The following is a 16,289-nucleotide window of genomic DNA, read 5'->3' as shown; positions in this document are numbered from 1 at the left end:
ATCACCGCCGCTGCTGCGAGGCTAGCGGTTCCGGTTCGGGGGCGGCCGAGCCGATCGGGCGGATGTGGCGCAGCGTCCGGTAGCAGACGATGGATGCGACGGCTATGGCCGCTCCGGCGGTGATCGCGGTGATATCGAGTCCGCTGGTGAACGCCGCGCGCGCCTGCTCGAGCGCCCCGGCGGGCAGCTGGTCCGCCACGGCGTCGGCACCCGCGAGGCTGTCGCCGTACAACTCGGCGGTATGCCGGGACACGCCCGCAGGAGTCTCGACCGCACTCCGGTAGACGGCCGTGGTGAGACTGCCCAGCAGCGCCACCCCGGCCGCGATGCCGAACTCCTGGACGGTCTCCGAGAGCGCCGCGGCCGAACCGGACCTGGTCGCCGGTGCCGCGCCCACGACGATGTCGGTGCCGAGCGCCGGGATGACGCCGAGTGCGAGGTAGACGAACGCGAATCCGATGACCACGGCCGGTTTTCCGTCGGTCCCGGAGCGGGCGAGAAGTCCGTAGCCGATCAGCGACACCGCCAGGGTGGCGGCCATGACGACGCCCGGCGGCACCCGGCCGGCCAGCAGCGGCGCACCGATGCCGCCGATCAGCATGGCCAGCGCCGGTGGACCCATCCACAGTCCGGCCGCCGTCGGCGAGAGGCCCGCCACGAGTTGCAGGTATTGCGTGACCAGGTACATCACCCCGCCGAAGCCGACGAGACCGATGAACAGCACCGCCAGGGCGGCGGAGAAGGAGCGGCTGCGGAGGAGCCCGATGTCGAGCAGCGGCTCGGGCAGGCGCAGCTGGCGCAGCACGAATGCGAAGGCGGCACCGGCACCGAGCAGGGCGGCGGCCCCCGACTGGAGGTCGATGCCGTGTGCGGCAACGTGTTTGATCGCGTAGATGATCGGCAGCAGGGCGAGCAGCGAGAGCGCGACACTCCACAGATCGAGTCGTCCGGTGCCGGAACGGAATTCGGGCAGCAGCAGCGGTGCGGCGGCCAGCACCACCACGCCGACCGGTACCGCGAGCAAGAACGCCGCACCCCACCAGAAGTGCGCCACCAGCACACCGCCGACCACCGGTCCGGCCGCCATACCGAGCGCGAACATGGTGGCCCACACGCCGATCGCCATCGCCCGCTGCCGCGCATCGGTGAACATATTGCTGATCAGGGACAGGGTGGACGGCATCAGCGTCGCACCGGCCACGCCGAGCAGGCCCCGCGCCACGATCAGCCAGGGGGCGCTCGGCGCGAACGCCGCGAACACCGACGCCGCGGCGAACGCGACCATGCCGATCATCAGCAGGCGACGGCGGCCGATGCGGTCACCCAGCGTGCCCATGGTGATCAGGAAGCCCGCGATGAGGAAGCCGTAGGCGTCCATGATCCACAGCGTCTCGGTCGCGGTCGGCCGCAGATCCGCGGTCAGGCTGGGAACGACGAGGTAGAGCGCCGTCACGTCGAGCCCGAGCAGTGCCGTGGGCAGGGCCAAGACGGCCAGTCCGGCCCACTGCCGCCATCCGGCGGCTGACGGTGATTCCGCACGCATACGCACTCCCTGACTTAGTTGAACCAACGTACTATTTGTACCATCGTTCAAATTTAATCGCGAGTGGCGGCGCTGTCGGAGGGTGCGGTCGACGTCAGAAAGCCCCGCGCAGGCGTTCGAGGCCGTCGAGGATGAGGTCCAGGCCGAATTCGAACTCGGTCTGGTCGTCGCACCAGCCGAGACCGGGCTCGGCGTGGTCGTGGCTGGTGGCGGTGACCATGCCGGCGATATTGGGGAAGCGGTCGGCCATGGCTTGCAGGGTGGCGGTGGCCTCGTCGTCGGTTTGGTCGGTGGGGGGTTCGAAGAGTTCCTGGGTGAAGCCGAGGGCGCGGCTGCCCAGGGCGTGCATGGCGTGGTGGGTGAGGTCGTAGGAGAAGCCGCCGGTGCGCAGGATGCCGACCAGGGCGTCGAAGTAGTCGATGACCGAGAGCGTCATCATCGAGCGGGTGCCGATAACGCCGGGGGCCCACGGATGGCGGAGCAGGACCTGGCGGGCTATCAGGATGCGTTCGCGCAGAACGGGTTTCCAGTCGGCGGCGGATTCGGCGACCAGGTGGGCGACGGCCTTGTTGATGGTGTTCAGCACCACCTCGACCATGCCGTCGAGCAGTTCGGCCTTGTTCGCCACGTGGTAGTAGAGCGACATCGCCTCGACGCCGAGGTCGGTGGCGACATTGCGCATGGTGACCGCCTCCACGCCGTCCCGGTCGGCACGGGCGACGGCGGCGTCGAGTATCTGGTCCCGGCTCAGCCGGGGGCGTTGATCGGTGGCCATAGCGATTCCCAATTTACCGTACGCGGTAAGGCTGCCCACTCTTGACAGCCTTACGTTGTAATGTCAGCCTTACGATATAAGACTTACAACGTAAGAGAATGGATGTGACCATGTGGATCTGGATCGCCGTAGTGGTGGGCACCCCGGTGGGGCTGGGCCTGCTCTGGATGCTGTTCGTGCTGGTGGCGCTGCGCTCGGGCTACCGGCCCGCGGTCGCGGCCGTCCGCCGCTTCAACCGCCGCGTGACCAACCCGCGCGTCCTGCGGACCGCGGGGGAACCGGGTGCGTCCGCCGCGCTGATCCGGCACACCGGCCGGAAGAGCGGCAAGTCCTATCGAACGCCGATCGGCATCCTCGAGGCCGGTGACGACTTCGTCGTCTCCCTGCCCTACGGCACCAGCCCGGACTGGCTCGCGAATCTGCGTGCGGCCGGAAACGCCGAGGTGGTGCACGAGGGCGGCACCTACCGGGTCACCGAACCCGAACTCGTCCCGGCCGCCTCGGTCGCGCGGTTCCAGTCCAGGTCCGAACGGATGCTGCTGCGGGTGTTCGGCGTGGACGAGGTGCTGCGCCTGCGCCGCTCACCTGTCGCGTCCTGATTCCGCCGACCGAAATCGAAGGGAAAACCCATGGGCCAGTACGCCATTCACGCCGTAGGGCTGCGCAAGCAGTTCGGCGACACCGTCGCCGTCGACGGCGTCGACCTGACCGTCCCCGAGGGCGGGGTCTACGGATTCCTCGGCCCGAACGGGGCGGGAAAGACCACCACCATCCGCATGCTCGCGACCCTGGTCCGGCCGACCGCGGGGCAGGCCACCATCTTCGGCTACGACCTGGTGGACAACACCGACGAGGTGCGCGCCCGGATCAGCCTGACCGGCCAGTACGCCTCGGTGGACGAGGATCTCACCGGCATGGAGAACCTGGTCATGATGGGCAGGCTGCTCGGCCACCGCCGCCGCGCCGCCGCCGATCGGGCCCGAGAGCTGTTGTCCGCCTTCGGACTCGAGGCCGCGGCCGACCGGCAGGCCAAGCGCTATTCCGGCGGTATGCGCCGCCGCCTGGACATCGCCGCGAGCATCGTGGTCACCCCGGCCCTGCTGTTCCTGGACGAACCCACCACCGGGCTCGACCCGCGCAGCCGCGGCCGGGTGTGGGACGCGGTGCGGGCCCTGACCGACAACGGCACAACGGTATTGCTGACCACCCAGTACCTGGAGGAGGCGGACCGGCTGGCCGACCGGCTGGCGGTCATCGACCACGGCCGCATCATCGCCGAGGGCACGACCGCGCAGCTGAAGGAGTCCGTCGGCGCGGGGGCGGTGCACGTGCGGCTGCGGGATCCGGATCGTCGCGAGGACGCCGAACGGTTGTTGGCGCGGGTGCTCGCGGTGCCGGTGCACCGCGAGGAGGATCCGGCGGCTTTGTCGGCCCGGCTCACCGATACCGAACGGGCCGGTGCGGCCCTGAGCGAACTCGCACGCGTCGGCATCGAGGTCAGTGCTTTCGACGTCGGCCAGAGCAGCCTCGACGAAGTGTTCTTCGCACTGACCGGTCAGCACACCGAAACCGAAGCCCCCGAGGAGATTCCGGCATGACAACCACCACAACCGCACCGGCCCCCGTCGCCGATCCGCTGCGCTCGGCGCTGTCGGCCGGGCAGCGTCCGCCCCGCCCCGGCCCGTTGGCCACCGCCCTGGCGTTCGCCTGGCGCGCGGTGCTGCGCATCAAGCACGTGCCGGATCAGCTCGCCGATGTGACCGTCTTCCCGCTGATGATGCTGGTCATGTTCACCTACCTGTTCGGCGGGGCGCTGGCCGGATCGGTGCGGGAGTACCTGCAATCGGTGCTGCCCGGCTTGCTGGTCATGACGGTCATCATGAGCACCCAGTCGACGGCGGTCGCGCTCAACGGCGATATCGGCAAGGGCGTGTTCGACCGGTTCCGGTCGTTGCCGATCTGGCAGCCCGCCCCGCTGGTGGGGGCATTGCTGGCGGATCTGTCCCGCTATGCCATGGCGGCCACCGTGGTGGTGGGCGTCGGCATGCTGCTGGGCTTCCGGCCGGACGCGGGGTTGCCCGGCCTGCTGGGTGGGATGGGGCTGGTGCTGCTGTTCGCCTGGTGCCTGTCCTGGGTGTGGACGAGCCTGGCGCTGCTGGCCCGCACCCCGGAGTCGGTGATGTTCCTGGCCATCCTGGTGACGTTCCCGATGAGCTTCGTCAGCAATATCTTCGTGGACCCCGCCACCCTGCCCGGTTGGCTGGAGTCGTTCGTCGCGGTCAATCCGGTATCGCATCTGGTCACCGCCGTGCGCGGGGTGATGCACGGGCACCCGGCGGGCACCGAGATCGGCTGGGTGTTGCTCACCTGCGCCGTGCTGGTCGCGGTATTCGGTCCGGTGACGATGCGGCTTTACCGTCGCGAGCGCTGACCTTCGGCAGGGGCGTCGCGCAGATCACGAAAGAATCCCCGCGGATGAAGATCATCCGCGGGGATTCGCCAATTCATGGTGTCGGCGTCGGAGGGAGGCGGGCCGACTCTTGCTGTTCCGGGAGTGTCAGTGCTCCGCGGAACCGGGTTCGCCGTCCCGATGCTGACGGGACAGACGCCAGAGAAATTCCGGATCGTCGTCGGGACCGATCACACGGTTGCGTGGCCTGGATGTCGGGCCGGTGCCGGTTGATCGCTGAGGGCCGAAAGCCTTCCAGCACAGCACCGCGACGGCCACCACCGCGATGAGTGCCAACAGGTACGTCACGTCGCTCACCTCCTGCCAACGAGGGTAATCCGTGTGCGTACCCGCGGCACCGTGGAACGGGAAACGAACTAGCCGCGAGTCGCCTCGGTGGTGAGCGACCTCAAGAGTTGCATGACTTCTGCTTCGCGGAACCGGCGATGTCCGCCCGGAGTCCGCAGCGAGCCGAGCCGACCGGCGTGGGCCCAGCGGGTAACGGTCTTCGGATCTACGTGGAACAGGGCAGCCACCTGGCCAGGGGTGAGCAGTGTGTCCTGGCCGTTGACGGAACCCAATACGCGGCTCGCCGCGGTGAACGCAGTCATTCGCAAACCTTTCCGTATCGACAGATCCCTCATCAGTAGCGACATCGTTGCACTGTCACCCCCGGGTGTTCGAACGGTCTCAGTTTGGTAAAGGGGAAGTAATAGACAAAACGGATATCCGTACTGTGTTCGCTGTCACGAATTACGGCTTTGTAGCGAATATCCAGCGATCGTTTATTCGAGGGTGCGACGAATGCCGGAATGCCCGTCGCATACCCTGGTGCCCGTGAGTGACGCTTCCCGACCCGACGGTGCGGGCCGCCGCCTGGCACGCAATCTTGCCCTCTACACGCTGGCGCGGCTGGCCATGGTCGTCGCGCTCACCGCGGCCATCATCGGAGCGGCGCAGCTGGTGGGCGTGGACGTCCCGCTCATCGTGGCCGCGCTGTTCGCGTTGCTCATCGCCATGCCCCTGTCCATGACGCTGCTCAAGGGGCTGCGCACCAAGGTGAACCAGGACATCGCCGTCGTCGACGCCAAACGCCGTAGGGACCGGGAGCAGCTGCGCTCGCGCCTGCGGGGTGAGGACGCGTGAAGCGCTGCGAGCGCAGCACCCCGCGCGCCTGGGTCGACAATGCCGTGCGGCTGATCGACGCCGACACCCAGCGCAGCGCCGACACCCACCTGCTGCGCTACCCGCTGCCCGCCGAGTGGGGCGTGCAGCTGTATCTCAAGGACGAATCCACCCACATCACCGGCAGTCTCAAGCATCGGCTGGCGAGATCGCTGTTCCTGTACGCGATCTGCAACGGCTGGGTCACCGAGGGCACCACCGTGGTGGAGGCGTCCAGCGGCTCGACCGCGATCAGCGAGGCGTACTTCGCCCAGTTGCTGGGCCTGGACTTCGTGGCCGTGGTACCCGCCAAGACCTCCCGGGAGAAGGTGGCGCTCATCGAGGCGCAGGGCGGTCGCTGCCATTTCGTGGAGCGCGCGCCGGACATCTATACGGAGGCGGCGCGGCTGGCGGCCGAATGCGGCGGCCACTACATGGACCAGTTCACCCACGCCGAGCGGGCCACCGACTGGCGGGGTAACAACAACATCGCGGAATCCATCTTCCAGCAGCTGGAACTGGAGACGCATCCGATTCCGGAGTGGATCGTGGTAGGGGCGGGCACCGGCGGCACCAGCGCCACCATCGGCCGCTACATCCGGTACCGGCGGCATGCCACCCGGCTGGCGGTGGTCGATCCGGAGAACTCGGCCTTCTACGGTGGCTACGAGTTGGCCGACGTGGGCTATCAGACCGGAATGCCCTCGCGGATCGAGGGGATCGGGCGGCCGCGGGTGGAGCCGTCGTTCATCGGCCAGGTGGTGGACACCATGATCGAGGTGCCCGACGCGGCGTCCATCGCGGCGGCGCGTTTCGCCGGCCGGGCCCTGGGCCGCCGGGTGGGCGGGTCCACCGGCACCAACCTGTGGGGTGCGTTCGCCCTGATCGCGGAGATGATGGCGCAGGGGCGCGCGGGCAGCGTGGTGACCCTGCTGTGTGATGGTGGAGACCGTTACGCCGGAACCTATTTCAATGACGAGTGGGTTGCCGGCCAGGGTCTGAGCCTGGCCGAACCGGAGGCCGTACTCACCAAATTCCTGGCCACCGGTCAGTGGTCTGCCTAGTTTCCGCACGGCACAGCGTTTTCCGTGCTATGCGAGGCGTCGTTCGCTGGTTGTGACCAAGCGCATTTCCGATAGCTGCTTGTTTGCTGAAGTGGCCGCGCTGTGGGCCGCATCGGGCTCCGCGGGCGTCGCGGCCGCGCCTTGCTGTCGCTTTTTTCGTTAACACCCGTTGACGTTTCGAGCCATTCGAGCGCTATCGGGCGCATGTCCGCGATGGGCGCTCGGGGGTCTGTGGCCGGAACGGTGTCAATTTTTGTTGACACCATCCCGAGTGTCAACGTAAATTGACATTCATGAGTGAGGCAACGACTCTGGCGGCCGCCGCCGGGAGCCCCGACCCGCAGGTCGGGCTCCGCGCGGTGCTCGCACTGCGTCGGCTGCTCGAGCGGCTCGAAGCCATCCAGGTGGCCAACGCCCGACGACAGGGCTGGTCCTGGCAGGCGATCGCGGACGCGCTCGAGGTGAGCCGCCAGGCGGTCCACCAGAAGTACAACCGGAGAGGTGGGATCCGCTGATGTTCGAACGATTCGACAAGACAGCCAAATTCGCGGTGATCGGGGCTCAGGAGCAGGCGCGGGAGCTGCGCGCGCCGACCATCGGGCCCGAGCATCTGCTGCTGGGGCTGCTCGACGGCTCCGACCGGGCATTGACGGAGCTGCTCGGCGAGGCCGGAATCACCGCGGCCGGGGTGCGAGAAGCCCTGGCGCGCAAGCGGGGCGGGGAGCCTCTCGGTGCGGAGGACGCCGCCGCGCTGAAGTCCATCGGCATCGATCTGGACGCGGTGCGGGAAAGTCTGGAAGCCACCTTCGGCGAGGACGCCTTGGAGCGCGCCGAGCCGCCGGAACAGCAGCGGCGGGGGTTGTTCGGCCGCGGGAAGGGCAACTCCGGCCACCTCCCCTTCACCCGGGAAGCCAAGCAGACGCTCGAACTCTCGCTGCGGGAGGCGTTGGCGCGCAAGGACAACCGCATCGAGGCAGCGCACGTCCTGCTCGGCATGCTGCGCGATCCGACCCCGACCGTGCGCGACCTCATCGGCGGAGACGCGGCGGTGACGCGGCTGCGCGGGGCGACGCACGCGCTGCTCGATCGCGCGGCGTGACCGGACGGCCCGGCATTTCGGGCCTACGATCGCTGCATGACGCTCCTGCTCCGCTTGATCATCACCGGTGTGGCCATCTGGGTGGCCTCCGAGTGGGTGACCGGCATCGACATCCTCGCCCCCGAGGACACCACCTCCAGCAAGCTGCTGGTGCTCGCGGTGGTCACCGTGGTCTTCACGATCGTGAACGCCTTCGTGAAGCCCATCGTGAAGCTGTTGTCACTGCCTCTCGTGATACTCACCCTCGGCCTGTTCCTGCTGGTGATCAACGCCCTCATGCTGTGGCTGACCTCGTGGATCACCGGATACACCGACTATCAGCTGCACGTCGAGGGATTCTGGGCGGCGGTGCTCGGCGGCATCATCATCACGCTGGTGAACTGGGTGCTCGGCATTCTGGTGCCGGATCGCGACTGAGCCGCCCCGCGCGGAGCCCCGCGCCTCCCGCCGCCCGGTGGTTCCGGGAGTGCGCCGCCCCGGCCGCATGTCGCGGCCGGGGCGGCGTCGCTGGTTCGCATGCCGAGAACGCCCAGAGGTGATGCCCTCCACCGCATCCGGTGTGTGACGCCGTGGCCGCCGCGCGAGACGGGCCCCCGATGCTCAGGCCAGGCCGAGAGCGAGGGACGTGAGCGCCGACCAGAGCAGCAGGGCGAGACCGGTGTCCCGCAGGGCGGGAATCAGCCCGGGACCGCCCCGACCGGAGCGCACCGGCGCATTGGCGCGAACGGCCAGCGGGAGGGCGAGCAGCCCCGCGAGGGCGAAGGGCGTGCGGGCGACCAGCGCCAGGCTGGCCAGGAACGGCACCGCCATGAGTGCGATATGCAGTGTGCGGGTGCGGGTGTCGCCGAGGCGGACGGCCAGGGTGAGCTTGCCGGAGACCGTGTCGGTGGGGATATCGCGCAGATTGTTGGTGACCAGCACCGCGCTGGAGAACGAACCCACCGCGACGGCCCCGACCAGTCCCGCCCAATCGACCCGCTCGGCCTGCACGAACTGGGTACCCAGCACCGCCACCAGGCCGAAGAACACGAAGACCGCGATCTCCCCGAAACCGCTGTATCCGTACGGATTCCGCCCCCCGGTGTAGAACCATGCCCCGGCCAGGCAGGCCGCGCCCACCAGGATCAGCCACCAGGCGGTGGTGGACACCAGCACCAGGCCGATCACCGCACCCAGCGCCAGGCAGGCGATGGCGGCATTGCGCACCGCCGCCGCGCTCGCCAGCTTCGATCCGACCAGCCGCAGCGGGCCCACCCGCTCGTCGTCGGTGCCCCGGATGCCGTCGGAATAGTCGTTGGCGTAGTTCACCCCGATGATGAGCGACAGCGAAAGCAGCAGGCACAGCACCGCTTTCCACCACACCGCCCCGTCGATCGAGGCCGCGGCTCCCGTGCCCACCAGAACCGGTGCGATCGCATTCGGAAGCGTGCGCGGCCGGGCACCCTCGATCCACTGTCCAGCTGTTGCCATGATCGGAAGCCTAATGCGCGGTACCCGCGCGGCGCACCGCGAGTATCGGCACCGCCCGGTCGGTTCATGGCGCTGACGGCGACGAACGTCGTCCCGGTGCGCGGGCGCGGCGTCCCGCGCAACCGGATCCCCCACCGGTGGTCAGGACTCGGCGGCGGCCTTGAGCCGGGCGAGGCCCTTCTCGAAATCCTTGCCGATGAGCTTGTCCATGAGCTTGCCGAGCATGGTCATCATGCGGGTGCGCTGACCGGTCATGCGCCAGGTGACCTCGGTGCCGCCGTCCACCGGCCGCAGTTCGAAGCTGGCCTGGTTGCTGGCCTTCCACGGCTTCTCGAACTCCAGGCGGATGCCGACCGTGTCGGAGGTGACCGATGTGATCTCCATCGAGCCCTGCCCGGCCTTGCGATTGCCCTTCCAGTCGTACTTCGCGCCGAGCCCGCGATCGGCTCCGGAGTAGACGCGCTCCAGGTCGGGGTCCAGATCCTCCCAGGGCGACCACGTTTTCCACTGGTGGAAGTCGTCGATGAGCGCGCGTATCCGTGACGGTTCGGCCGCGATCACGGTCTGCCGCGCGAGTTCGAAATCGGCCATGAAGATCAGCGTAAGCGGTGCGGGGCGCGCAACCGCGCGAATCCGACACGTCCCCGCAGCTCACCTACGACTGCGAGGAAGGCCAGCAGTGGATCTCCCCCCTGCGTCCACGCATTCCGCACGGCCGGACGCTACGGATGAGATGTGGTCAATGTGTGGAGTCGGCGAGCAGATGTTCGCGCAGTTTCACCCGGTCCGGCTTGCCCGGACCGCGCTGCGGCAGATCGTCGAGCACCGCCAGCTCCCGCGGCGCGGCGATGGCGTCCAACTCCTTGATCACGTGCTCGCGCAATGCGTCCAGGGTGGGCGGCGTCGCGCCGACCGCCGGAACCACGGCCACCGCCACCCGCTGGCCGAGCCGTTCGTCGGGCAGGCCGAGCACCACGCATTCGCCGACCGCCGGATGCGTGGCCAGCACCGCCTCCACGACCTGCGGGATCACCAGCAGCCCACCGGTCATGATGGCCTCGTCGAGGCGGCCGGTAATGGTGAGCACGCCGTTCTCGTAGATACCCGCGTCCTCGGTGCGGAACCAGCCGGGTTCGGCGAAGGCCGGGTGGTCGGGCAGCCCGCGATAGCCGTTGGCCAGGGTGTTCCCGCCCAATACGACGCGCCCGTCCTCGATGCGGATCTCGGTCCCGGTCAGCGGTACGCCCTCGTAGACGCAGCCGCCGCAGGTCTCGCTCATGCCGTAGGTGCGCACCACATTGATGCCCGCCGCCCGCGCCCGCTCCAGCACCGGTGCGGGGGTGGCCGCACCGCCCACCAGGACGGCGTCGAACCGCGCCAGCGCCTCGGTGCCGACGGGTTCGTCGAGAGCCTTGATGAGCTGCGTCGGCACCAGCGAGGTGTAGCGTCGCGGCCCCCGCATCCCGGCCACCGCACTCGCCAGACCCTCGGGGAGGAAGCCGTCGGAGACGTCCAGCACGACCGGTTCGGTCCCGGCCAGAATGCTGCGCAGCAGCACCTGGATACCGGCGATGTGATGGGTCGGCAGCGCGAGCAGCCACTGTCCGGGCCCGCCCAGCCGCTCGTGGGTGGCCTCGCCGCTGGCGCGCAGCGCGGCCGCGGACAGCATGGCCCCCTTGGGGACTCCGGTGGTGCCGGAGGTGGTGACGACCAGCGCCACGTCGTCCTCGATGGGTTCGCCGGGACGCAGGGCGCTGCTGAGCCGGTGCGCCTCACGGCGATCGGCGGTGGGTATGGGAAGCCACGCCGGGCCACTGCCCTCCAGGGCCTCCCGCAGATGCGGCAGTACTTCTCCCACCGCGGCGCCGGTGGGCATGGGGAGGGTCCGCAGGGTGCTGCTCACGTTCGCGATCGTGTCATGTCTCGGGGTGGACGCGCGACTGTGGGTCCGCGTCCGTGGTCGATGGTGGTCGTCGGTCAATCGGACGTCGGTGTCGCCAGCGGCCATCCGCCCGCTGCGAGCCGGGAGGCCACCCGAGCGATATCGTCCTCGCCCGGTTGCTCCTTGGCAACTCGGGCGATGGCGGCGGCGATCTCCTCCTGGTCGATCTCGTCGGTAGCCCGGCGTTCGCGCACCAGTTCCTCGACCACGATGCGCACCTCGTAGTCGGTGAGCCGCCGGTGCAGCACGGCGAGCAGTGCCACGTAGTCGTCCTGCGGGATGCCCTGCGGGTAACCGGCTTTGAGCCAGTCGAGCACCTTGCGCAGGATCGACCCGGACTGGCGCAGCGAATTGCGTGCGGCCTCCAGCAGGTCGGTGTGTTCCGGCCGCGCGGTGTGCTCCGCGTGCCGGGATTCCTCCGGCTGTTCGGGTCGTTCGGGGTGTTCGGGGGAGTTCACGGCCTGTTCCTCTCTTCGCGGCGGCGTCACGCGCCGAACAGGTGGATACCGAGTCGCGAGGCCAGGAAGCCCTTGGCGATGAACAGCACACCGACCACCACCGCGATCAGCACGACGGCGAAGCAGAGGCCGGACACGGCCTGCGCGACGGCCCGGGTACCGCCGTCCGCCCCGTCGTCGACCCGCGCGCGGAAGCGGATGCCGAAGGCGAAGACCGCGGGCAGTCCCGCGCCGAAGACGACGGCGGCCAGCGCGACCTGGCCCAGATCGGTGAGATTCGACAGCAAGGTGTGCATTCGTGACTCCTACCCGGTTCCGTTGGCGGCGGTCTCGGACTCCGCCGGGCCGGATGCGACGGCGGCCGCCCGGCGCTCGGCCGACCCGGACTCCGCGGCGGTCCCCGGCTGCCCGGTCGGACCCGGCGGCGCGACGGTGCCCTGCCACTCGTCGTTGACATTGCGCGAGCCGACGGCGGTGCGCCTCGATCGCAGCCAGATGAGGGCGGCCGCGGCGATGAGCAGCCCGAAGACCACCAGCGTGCCCGCGGTGTCGCCGATGCCGTGCAGGATCGCCCAGCACACCGCGCCGACGATGCCCGCCATCGGCAGCGTGAGCACCCAGGCGACGACCATGCGGCCCAGCACCGCCCAGCGCACCTCGGCGTCGGGCCGTCCCAGCCCGGAACCCAGGATGGAGCCGGTCACGGTCTGTGTGGTGGACAGCGGCAGGCCGAAGTGCGCGGAGGTGAGGATGATCGCGCCGCTGGTGGCCTCGGCCGCGAAGCCCTGCGGCGGCGCGATGTCCACCAGGCCCTTGCCGAGGGTGCGGATGATCCGCCAGCCGCCCAGGCAGGTGCCCGCGGCGATGGCGATCGCGCAGGACGTGATCACCCACAGCGGCAGCGGGTCGCCGGCGGTGGCGGAGCCGTGCGCGATGAGGGCCAGGAAGATGATGCCCATGGTCTTCTGCGCGTCGTTGGTGCCGTGCGCCAGCGAGACCAGGGAGGCCGAACCGATCTGGCCCCAGCGGAATCCGCGCTCCACGGTGTTCGCGTTGCTGCCGCGCGTGATCCGGTAGACCAGCCCGGAGGCGAGGCAGGCGACCAGTGCGGCCACCACCGGGGCCAGCAGGGCCGGAATGATGATCTTGAAGAGCACGCCCTTGTCACCGGCCGCCCACACCACGCCGTTCCAGCCCAGGGCGGCGACGGTCGCGCCGATGAGCCCGCCGAACAGCGCGTGCGAGGAACTGGAGGGCAGCCCGAGCAGCCAGGTGAACAGATTCCACAGGATGCCGCCGACCAGTCCGGCGAACACGATGTCGAGCAGTGCTTTCCCGCTCACCTCGTCCAGGCGGACGATGCCGTCGGTGACGGTCGCCGCGACCGCGACCGACAGGAACGCGCCGATGAGGTTGAGGGCACCGGAGAGCAGCACGGCCCGGCGCGGGGGCAGCGCACCGGTGGCGATCGAGGTGGCCATCGCGTTCGCGGTGTCGTGGAATCCGTTGGTGAAATCGAATGCCAGCGCGGTGCACACCACGATCAGCAGAACGAGCAGTTCGGCAGACACGCCCCCAGTTTGCGGCACACCGTTAATGTCCCGTTAACCGCCACTCCGCACGGGATCACAGCGGGCGGCATGCTATGCGCTCGGTCCGCCGTCCGAGCGGTCGCGCCTCAGTGCTCGGCGGGCGGGCGGGAGTCGCGCCGCAGCGGGTGGTCGGCGGGCACCTCCACGAGGACGATCGGCACTCCGTCCGGGTCGCGCACCCACATCTCGATCAGCCCCCACGGCTCCCGCCGCGGCGCGCGGTCGATCGGCACCCCGCGCGCCGCGAGTTCGGCGGCGGCGTCCGCGGCATCGCGCACCTGCAACCAGATGGCGCCCGAGAACCCCCGCGGCGCGTCCGCGTCCCGCCCGTGCCCGGCCACCTCGACGAGCGACTGCCCGGCGAACAGCACCGTCCCGCCCGGGTATTCGCGCGCGACGGCCAGTCCGAGACCCTCGCGGTAGAACGCCAGCGTGGTCGCGTAGTCGGCCGGGCGCAGAATCACCCGGCTACCGAGAATGTCCATGACCGAACCTCCTTGTTCGACGCGGCCGCATCCGGCCCGATCAGAAGTGCCAGGGGTAGGGTTTCCAGTCCGGCTTCCGCTTCTCCAGGAACGCGTCGCGGCCCTCGACGGCCTCGTCGGTCATGTACGCCAGGCGGGTGGCCTCCCCGGCGAACAGTTGCTGGCCGACCAGACCGTCGTCGGTCAGGTTGAAGGCGTACTTGAGCATGCGGATGGCCTGCGGTGACTTGCCGAGGATGTCGGCGGTCCACTCCAGGGCGACGTTCTCGAGCTCCTCGTGGTCCACCACGGCGTTCACCGCGCCCATGTGGTGCATCTCCTCGGCGGTGTAGGGCCGTCCGAGGAAGAAGATCTCGCGGGCGAACTTCTGCCCGACCATCTTGGCGAGGTAGGCGCTGCCGTAGCCGCCGTCGAAGCTGCCCACGTCGGCGTCGGTCTGTTTGAACCGGGCGTGTTCGCGGGAGGCGAGGGTGAGGTCGCAGGTGACGTGCAGGGAGTGCCCGCCGCCCGCGGCCCAGCCGTTGACCAGGGCGATGACGACCTTGGGCATCATGCGGATGAGCCGCTGCACCTCCAGGATGTGCAGGCGTCCGGCGCGGGCGGCGTCGACGGTGTCGGCGGTCTCGCCGCTGGCGTACTGGTAGCCGCTGCGGCCGCGGATGCGCTGGTCGCCGCCGGAGCAGAAGGCCCAGCCGCCGTCGCGGGGACTGGGTCCGTTGCCGGTGAGCAGCACCGCGCCGACATCGGAGGTCATCCGGGCGTGGTCGAGCGTGCGATAGAGCTCGTCGACGGTATGCGGCCGGAAGGCATTGCGGACCTCGGGCCGATCGAACGCGATGCGCACGGTGCCCTGGTCGATATGCCGGTGATAGGTGATGTCGGTGAGGTTCTCGAACCCGGGGACGGGCCGCCACAGCGTCGGATTGAAGGTCACGCGCTCGAACATAGCGGGCGATCGCTGTCCATTCGGCCGCTCCCGGGTGTGAGCTGCGGCGCGGGTTCCGCGCCAGCTTCCGCTTGACGGTGTAAAAACACCCGCTACCGTGCTGGTATGAGCGAACGTCCGAAACCTGTTATCGACGCCAGCGCGGTGGACCACGATCGGTACGAGCGGCACGGCGGATTTCCCAAGATCGCCGAGGCGCGTCCCGCACCGGAATTCGGATCGTTCGTGGAGGCCATGCGCACCCTGCAGGATCTCGCCGTCTCGGTCGACGCCCCGGACGAGGTGTACGGGCGGGCGCTGCGGCAGGCGCGGGAACTCATCGATCTGCTCGAGCCCTATCGCGCACCGGAGTTGGCGAGTCCGGCCGGGCGCGCCACCGCGCTGCCGGGGCGCGGCAGTTTGCTGATGCCGCCCTGGCGGGTGGTCGAGGCGGGCCCGGACGGGGTGCGCAGTCGAGGGGAGTTCCGGCGATATCACGTGGGCGGCAACAGCGCGGTGCACGGCGGCGTGCTGCCGTTGCTGTTCGATGACTTGTTCGGCACGCTCGTGCACTACGCCGGTCGGCCGATCAGCAGGACTGCCTTCCTGCATGTGAATTACCGGAAGATCACTCCCATCGAAACGCCATTGACGGTGGTAGGGACCGTGGATCGGGTCGAGGGACGCAAAACCTTCGTCAGCGCACGGCTATTGGATGAATCTGAAACGCTGCTGGCCGATTGTGAAGGGCTTATGGTGCAGTTGCTGCCTTGGCAGCCGTAGCGCGTCGGCATCGTGTGTGCTCGGGCACCGGTGCGTATAGTTGCGTGCGCTCGTTCATCGCAAACCTATCCGGAGGAACCTGAAAGTGGTTGCAGCACTGTCTGAATCCCTGCTCGACGACACCAAGCGCGCGGCCTTCCTGGCCGATGCCCAGTCGGTTCTCGACGCGGAGGTGTCGGATAAGGGCGGCGCGTCGGGTCTGGCTGTCAAGGGCGGCTACGCCGCGGTGAAGAAGGTCAGCCCCACCATTGTCGGTGACGCGCTGTCGTCTTTCGCGCCCAAGTTCGTCGAGAAGCTCGAGCCCTACTGGGCCGAGTACAAGGCCGGCGGGGCAGGCTCTTTCGCCGATCTGCTGGTCGCCAAGCAGGACGAGGTTGCCGAGGCGCTGCTGGCTGTCACCGATGAGCGCGCCGCGGCGTCGTCGCGTCCGGCCCTGACCAAGGTCTACAACTCGATGCGGTCGTCGGCGAAGAAGCATGTCGCCGAGGCCCTTCCGCGGGTCGGCGATCTGGTGCAGCGGCACGCTGGCTAACTGAAACC

Annotated in this window: 22 protein-coding genes; 10 read left to right on the top strand and 12 right to left on the bottom strand. The window is 69.1% G+C overall.

Features of this window, described 5'->3' with window-relative positions; translation table 11 throughout:
• Nucleotide 1: 1 nt before the first annotated feature.
• Together QMO76_RS21120 and QMO76_RS21115 are read right to left on the bottom strand one after the other, a co-directional pair.
• Complete coding sequence (locus QMO76_RS21120; RefSeq protein ID WP_306363051.1) at nt 2-1,543, bottom strand: MFS transporter; 1,542 nt, start codon at nt 1,541-1,543, stop codon at nt 2-4.
• 94 nt (nt 1,544-1,637) lie between these two features.
• Nucleotides 1,638-2,318 carry a TetR/AcrR family transcriptional regulator C-terminal domain-containing protein gene (locus QMO76_RS21115; protein ID WP_306363050.1) on the bottom strand — a complete coding sequence of 227 codons (681 nt, stop codon included), beginning with the start codon at nt 2,316-2,318 and terminating at the stop codon, nt 1,638-1,640.
• 98 nt (nt 2,319-2,416) lie between these two features.
• On the opposite strand from QMO76_RS21115, the gene QMO76_RS21110 reads away from it, so the two are divergent.
• The 3 genes from QMO76_RS21110 to QMO76_RS21100 are packed head-to-tail and all read left to right on the top strand — an operon-like array spanning nt 2,417 to nt 4,749.
• On the top strand, nt 2,417-2,917 hold the full coding sequence (locus QMO76_RS21110) for a nitroreductase family deazaflavin-dependent oxidoreductase (protein WP_306363049.1): 501 nt from the start codon (nt 2,417-2,419) through the stop codon (nt 2,915-2,917).
• 30 nt (nt 2,918-2,947) lie between these two features.
• Nucleotides 2,948-3,916, top strand: coding sequence for an ATP-binding cassette domain-containing protein (locus QMO76_RS21105; protein ID WP_306363048.1), 969 nt, complete (start codon nt 2,948-2,950; stop codon nt 3,914-3,916).
• Nucleotides 3,913-4,749 (top strand): ABC transporter permease, encoded by an 837-nt coding sequence (locus QMO76_RS21100; protein WP_306363047.1) that lies wholly within the window; start codon nt 3,913-3,915, stop codon nt 4,747-4,749. The genes QMO76_RS21105 and QMO76_RS21100 overlap by 4 nt, the downstream gene beginning before the upstream one ends.
• Nucleotides 4,750-4,875: 126 nt before the next feature.
• On the opposite strand, the gene QMO76_RS21095 is transcribed toward QMO76_RS21100, so the two are convergent.
• Complete coding sequence (locus tag QMO76_RS21095; RefSeq protein WP_029926019.1) at nt 4,876-5,076, bottom strand: hypothetical protein; 201 nt, start codon at nt 5,074-5,076, stop codon at nt 4,876-4,878.
• 68 nt (nt 5,077-5,144) lie between these two features.
• Nucleotides 5,145-5,378, bottom strand: coding sequence for a BldC family transcriptional regulator (locus QMO76_RS21090; protein ID WP_051037783.1), 234 nt, complete (start codon nt 5,376-5,378; stop codon nt 5,145-5,147).
• A gap of 226 nt (nt 5,379-5,604) precedes the next feature.
• On the opposite strand from QMO76_RS21090, the gene QMO76_RS21085 reads away from it, so the two are divergent.
• The 5 genes from QMO76_RS21085 (at nt 5,605) to QMO76_RS21065 (ending at nt 8,511) form a co-directional block, all read left to right on the top strand.
• Entirely contained in the window at nt 5,605-5,913 is a 309-nt protein-coding gene (locus QMO76_RS21085) for a DUF4229 domain-containing protein (RefSeq protein WP_306363046.1), read from the top strand.
• The gene (locus QMO76_RS21080; RefSeq protein WP_306363045.1) at nt 5,910-6,995 is read left to right on the top strand and encodes a PLP-dependent cysteine synthase family protein; all 1,086 of its coding nucleotides are present in this window, start codon (nt 5,910-5,912) and stop codon (nt 6,993-6,995) included. Before QMO76_RS21085 ends, QMO76_RS21080 begins: the two co-directional genes overlap by 4 nt.
• A gap of 293 nt (nt 6,996-7,288) precedes the next feature.
• Nucleotides 7,289-7,510: a helix-turn-helix domain-containing protein gene (locus QMO76_RS21075; RefSeq protein ID WP_029926011.1), complete on the top strand. Its 222-nt coding sequence runs from the start codon at nt 7,289-7,291 to the stop codon at nt 7,508-7,510.
• Nucleotides 7,510-8,094: a Clp protease N-terminal domain-containing protein gene (locus QMO76_RS21070; protein WP_306363044.1), complete on the top strand. Its 585-nt coding sequence runs from the start codon at nt 7,510-7,512 to the stop codon at nt 8,092-8,094. Before QMO76_RS21075 ends, QMO76_RS21070 begins: the two co-directional genes overlap by 1 nt.
• A 36-nt stretch (nt 8,095-8,130) precedes the next feature.
• Nucleotides 8,131-8,511, top strand: a complete 381-nt coding sequence (locus tag QMO76_RS21065; protein WP_306363043.1) for a phage holin family protein — start codon at nt 8,131-8,133, stop codon at nt 8,509-8,511.
• 183 nt (nt 8,512-8,694) lie between these two features.
• Here the strand turns inward: QMO76_RS21065 and QMO76_RS21060 are convergent, their stop codons facing one another.
• The 8 genes from QMO76_RS21060 to QMO76_RS21025 all read right to left on the bottom strand — a co-directional run bounded on the left by QMO76_RS21060 (nt 8,695) and on the right by QMO76_RS21025 (nt 14,975).
• Nucleotides 8,695-9,564 carry a 1,4-dihydroxy-2-naphthoate polyprenyltransferase gene (locus tag QMO76_RS21060; RefSeq protein WP_306363042.1) on the bottom strand — a complete coding sequence of 290 codons (870 nt, stop codon included), beginning with the start codon at nt 9,562-9,564 and terminating at the stop codon, nt 8,695-8,697.
• A gap of 141 nt (nt 9,565-9,705) precedes the next feature.
• The gene (locus tag QMO76_RS21055) at nt 9,706-10,155 is read right to left on the bottom strand and encodes an SRPBCC family protein (protein WP_306363041.1); all 450 of its coding nucleotides are present in this window, start codon (nt 10,153-10,155) and stop codon (nt 9,706-9,708) included.
• A gap of 148 nt (nt 10,156-10,303) precedes the next feature.
• Nucleotides 10,304-11,440: an o-succinylbenzoate--CoA ligase gene (menE, locus tag QMO76_RS21050; RefSeq protein WP_306363207.1), complete on the bottom strand. Its 1,137-nt coding sequence runs from the start codon at nt 11,438-11,440 to the stop codon at nt 10,304-10,306.
• Nucleotides 11,441-11,541: 101 nt separating this feature from the next.
• The gene (locus tag QMO76_RS21045; protein WP_306363040.1) at nt 11,542-11,964 is read right to left on the bottom strand and encodes a DUF3349 domain-containing protein; all 423 of its coding nucleotides are present in this window, start codon (nt 11,962-11,964) and stop codon (nt 11,542-11,544) included.
• A 26-nt stretch (nt 11,965-11,990) separates the two neighbouring features.
• Nucleotides 11,991-12,260, bottom strand: coding sequence for a hypothetical protein (locus tag QMO76_RS21040; protein ID WP_306363039.1), 270 nt, complete (start codon nt 12,258-12,260; stop codon nt 11,991-11,993).
• 9 nt (nt 12,261-12,269) lie between these two features.
• Nucleotides 12,270-13,535 (bottom strand): inorganic phosphate transporter, encoded by a 1,266-nt coding sequence (locus QMO76_RS21035; protein ID WP_306363038.1) that lies wholly within the window; start codon nt 13,533-13,535, stop codon nt 12,270-12,272.
• A 107-nt stretch (nt 13,536-13,642) separates the two neighbouring features.
• On the bottom strand, nt 13,643-14,041 hold the full coding sequence (locus QMO76_RS21030; RefSeq protein ID WP_306363037.1) for a VOC family protein: 399 nt from the start codon (nt 14,039-14,041) through the stop codon (nt 13,643-13,645).
• Nucleotides 14,042-14,081: 40 nt separating this feature from the next.
• Entirely contained in the window at nt 14,082-14,975 is an 894-nt protein-coding gene (locus tag QMO76_RS21025; RefSeq protein WP_306363036.1) for a 1,4-dihydroxy-2-naphthoyl-CoA synthase, read from the bottom strand.
• Nucleotides 14,976-15,092: 117 nt separating this feature from the next.
• Between QMO76_RS21025 and QMO76_RS21020 the strand changes: the two genes are divergently transcribed.
• On the top strand, nt 15,093-15,749 hold the full coding sequence (locus QMO76_RS21020) for a PaaI family thioesterase (protein ID WP_306363035.1): 657 nt from the start codon (nt 15,093-15,095) through the stop codon (nt 15,747-15,749).
• An 85-nt stretch (nt 15,750-15,834) separates the two neighbouring features.
• Complete coding sequence (locus tag QMO76_RS21015) at nt 15,835-16,281, top strand: hypothetical protein (RefSeq protein WP_282786115.1); 447 nt, start codon at nt 15,835-15,837, stop codon at nt 16,279-16,281.
• Nucleotides 16,282-16,289: the final 8 nt, after the last annotated feature.

The sequence above is a fragment of the Nocardia sp. CC227C genome (assembly GCF_030767025.1).
Taxonomy (GTDB): domain Bacteria; phylum Actinomycetota; class Actinomycetes; order Mycobacteriales; family Mycobacteriaceae; genus Nocardia.
Note: the sequence above shows the minus strand (reverse complement) of the source record. Positions and strands in the feature narration are given on the sequence as shown.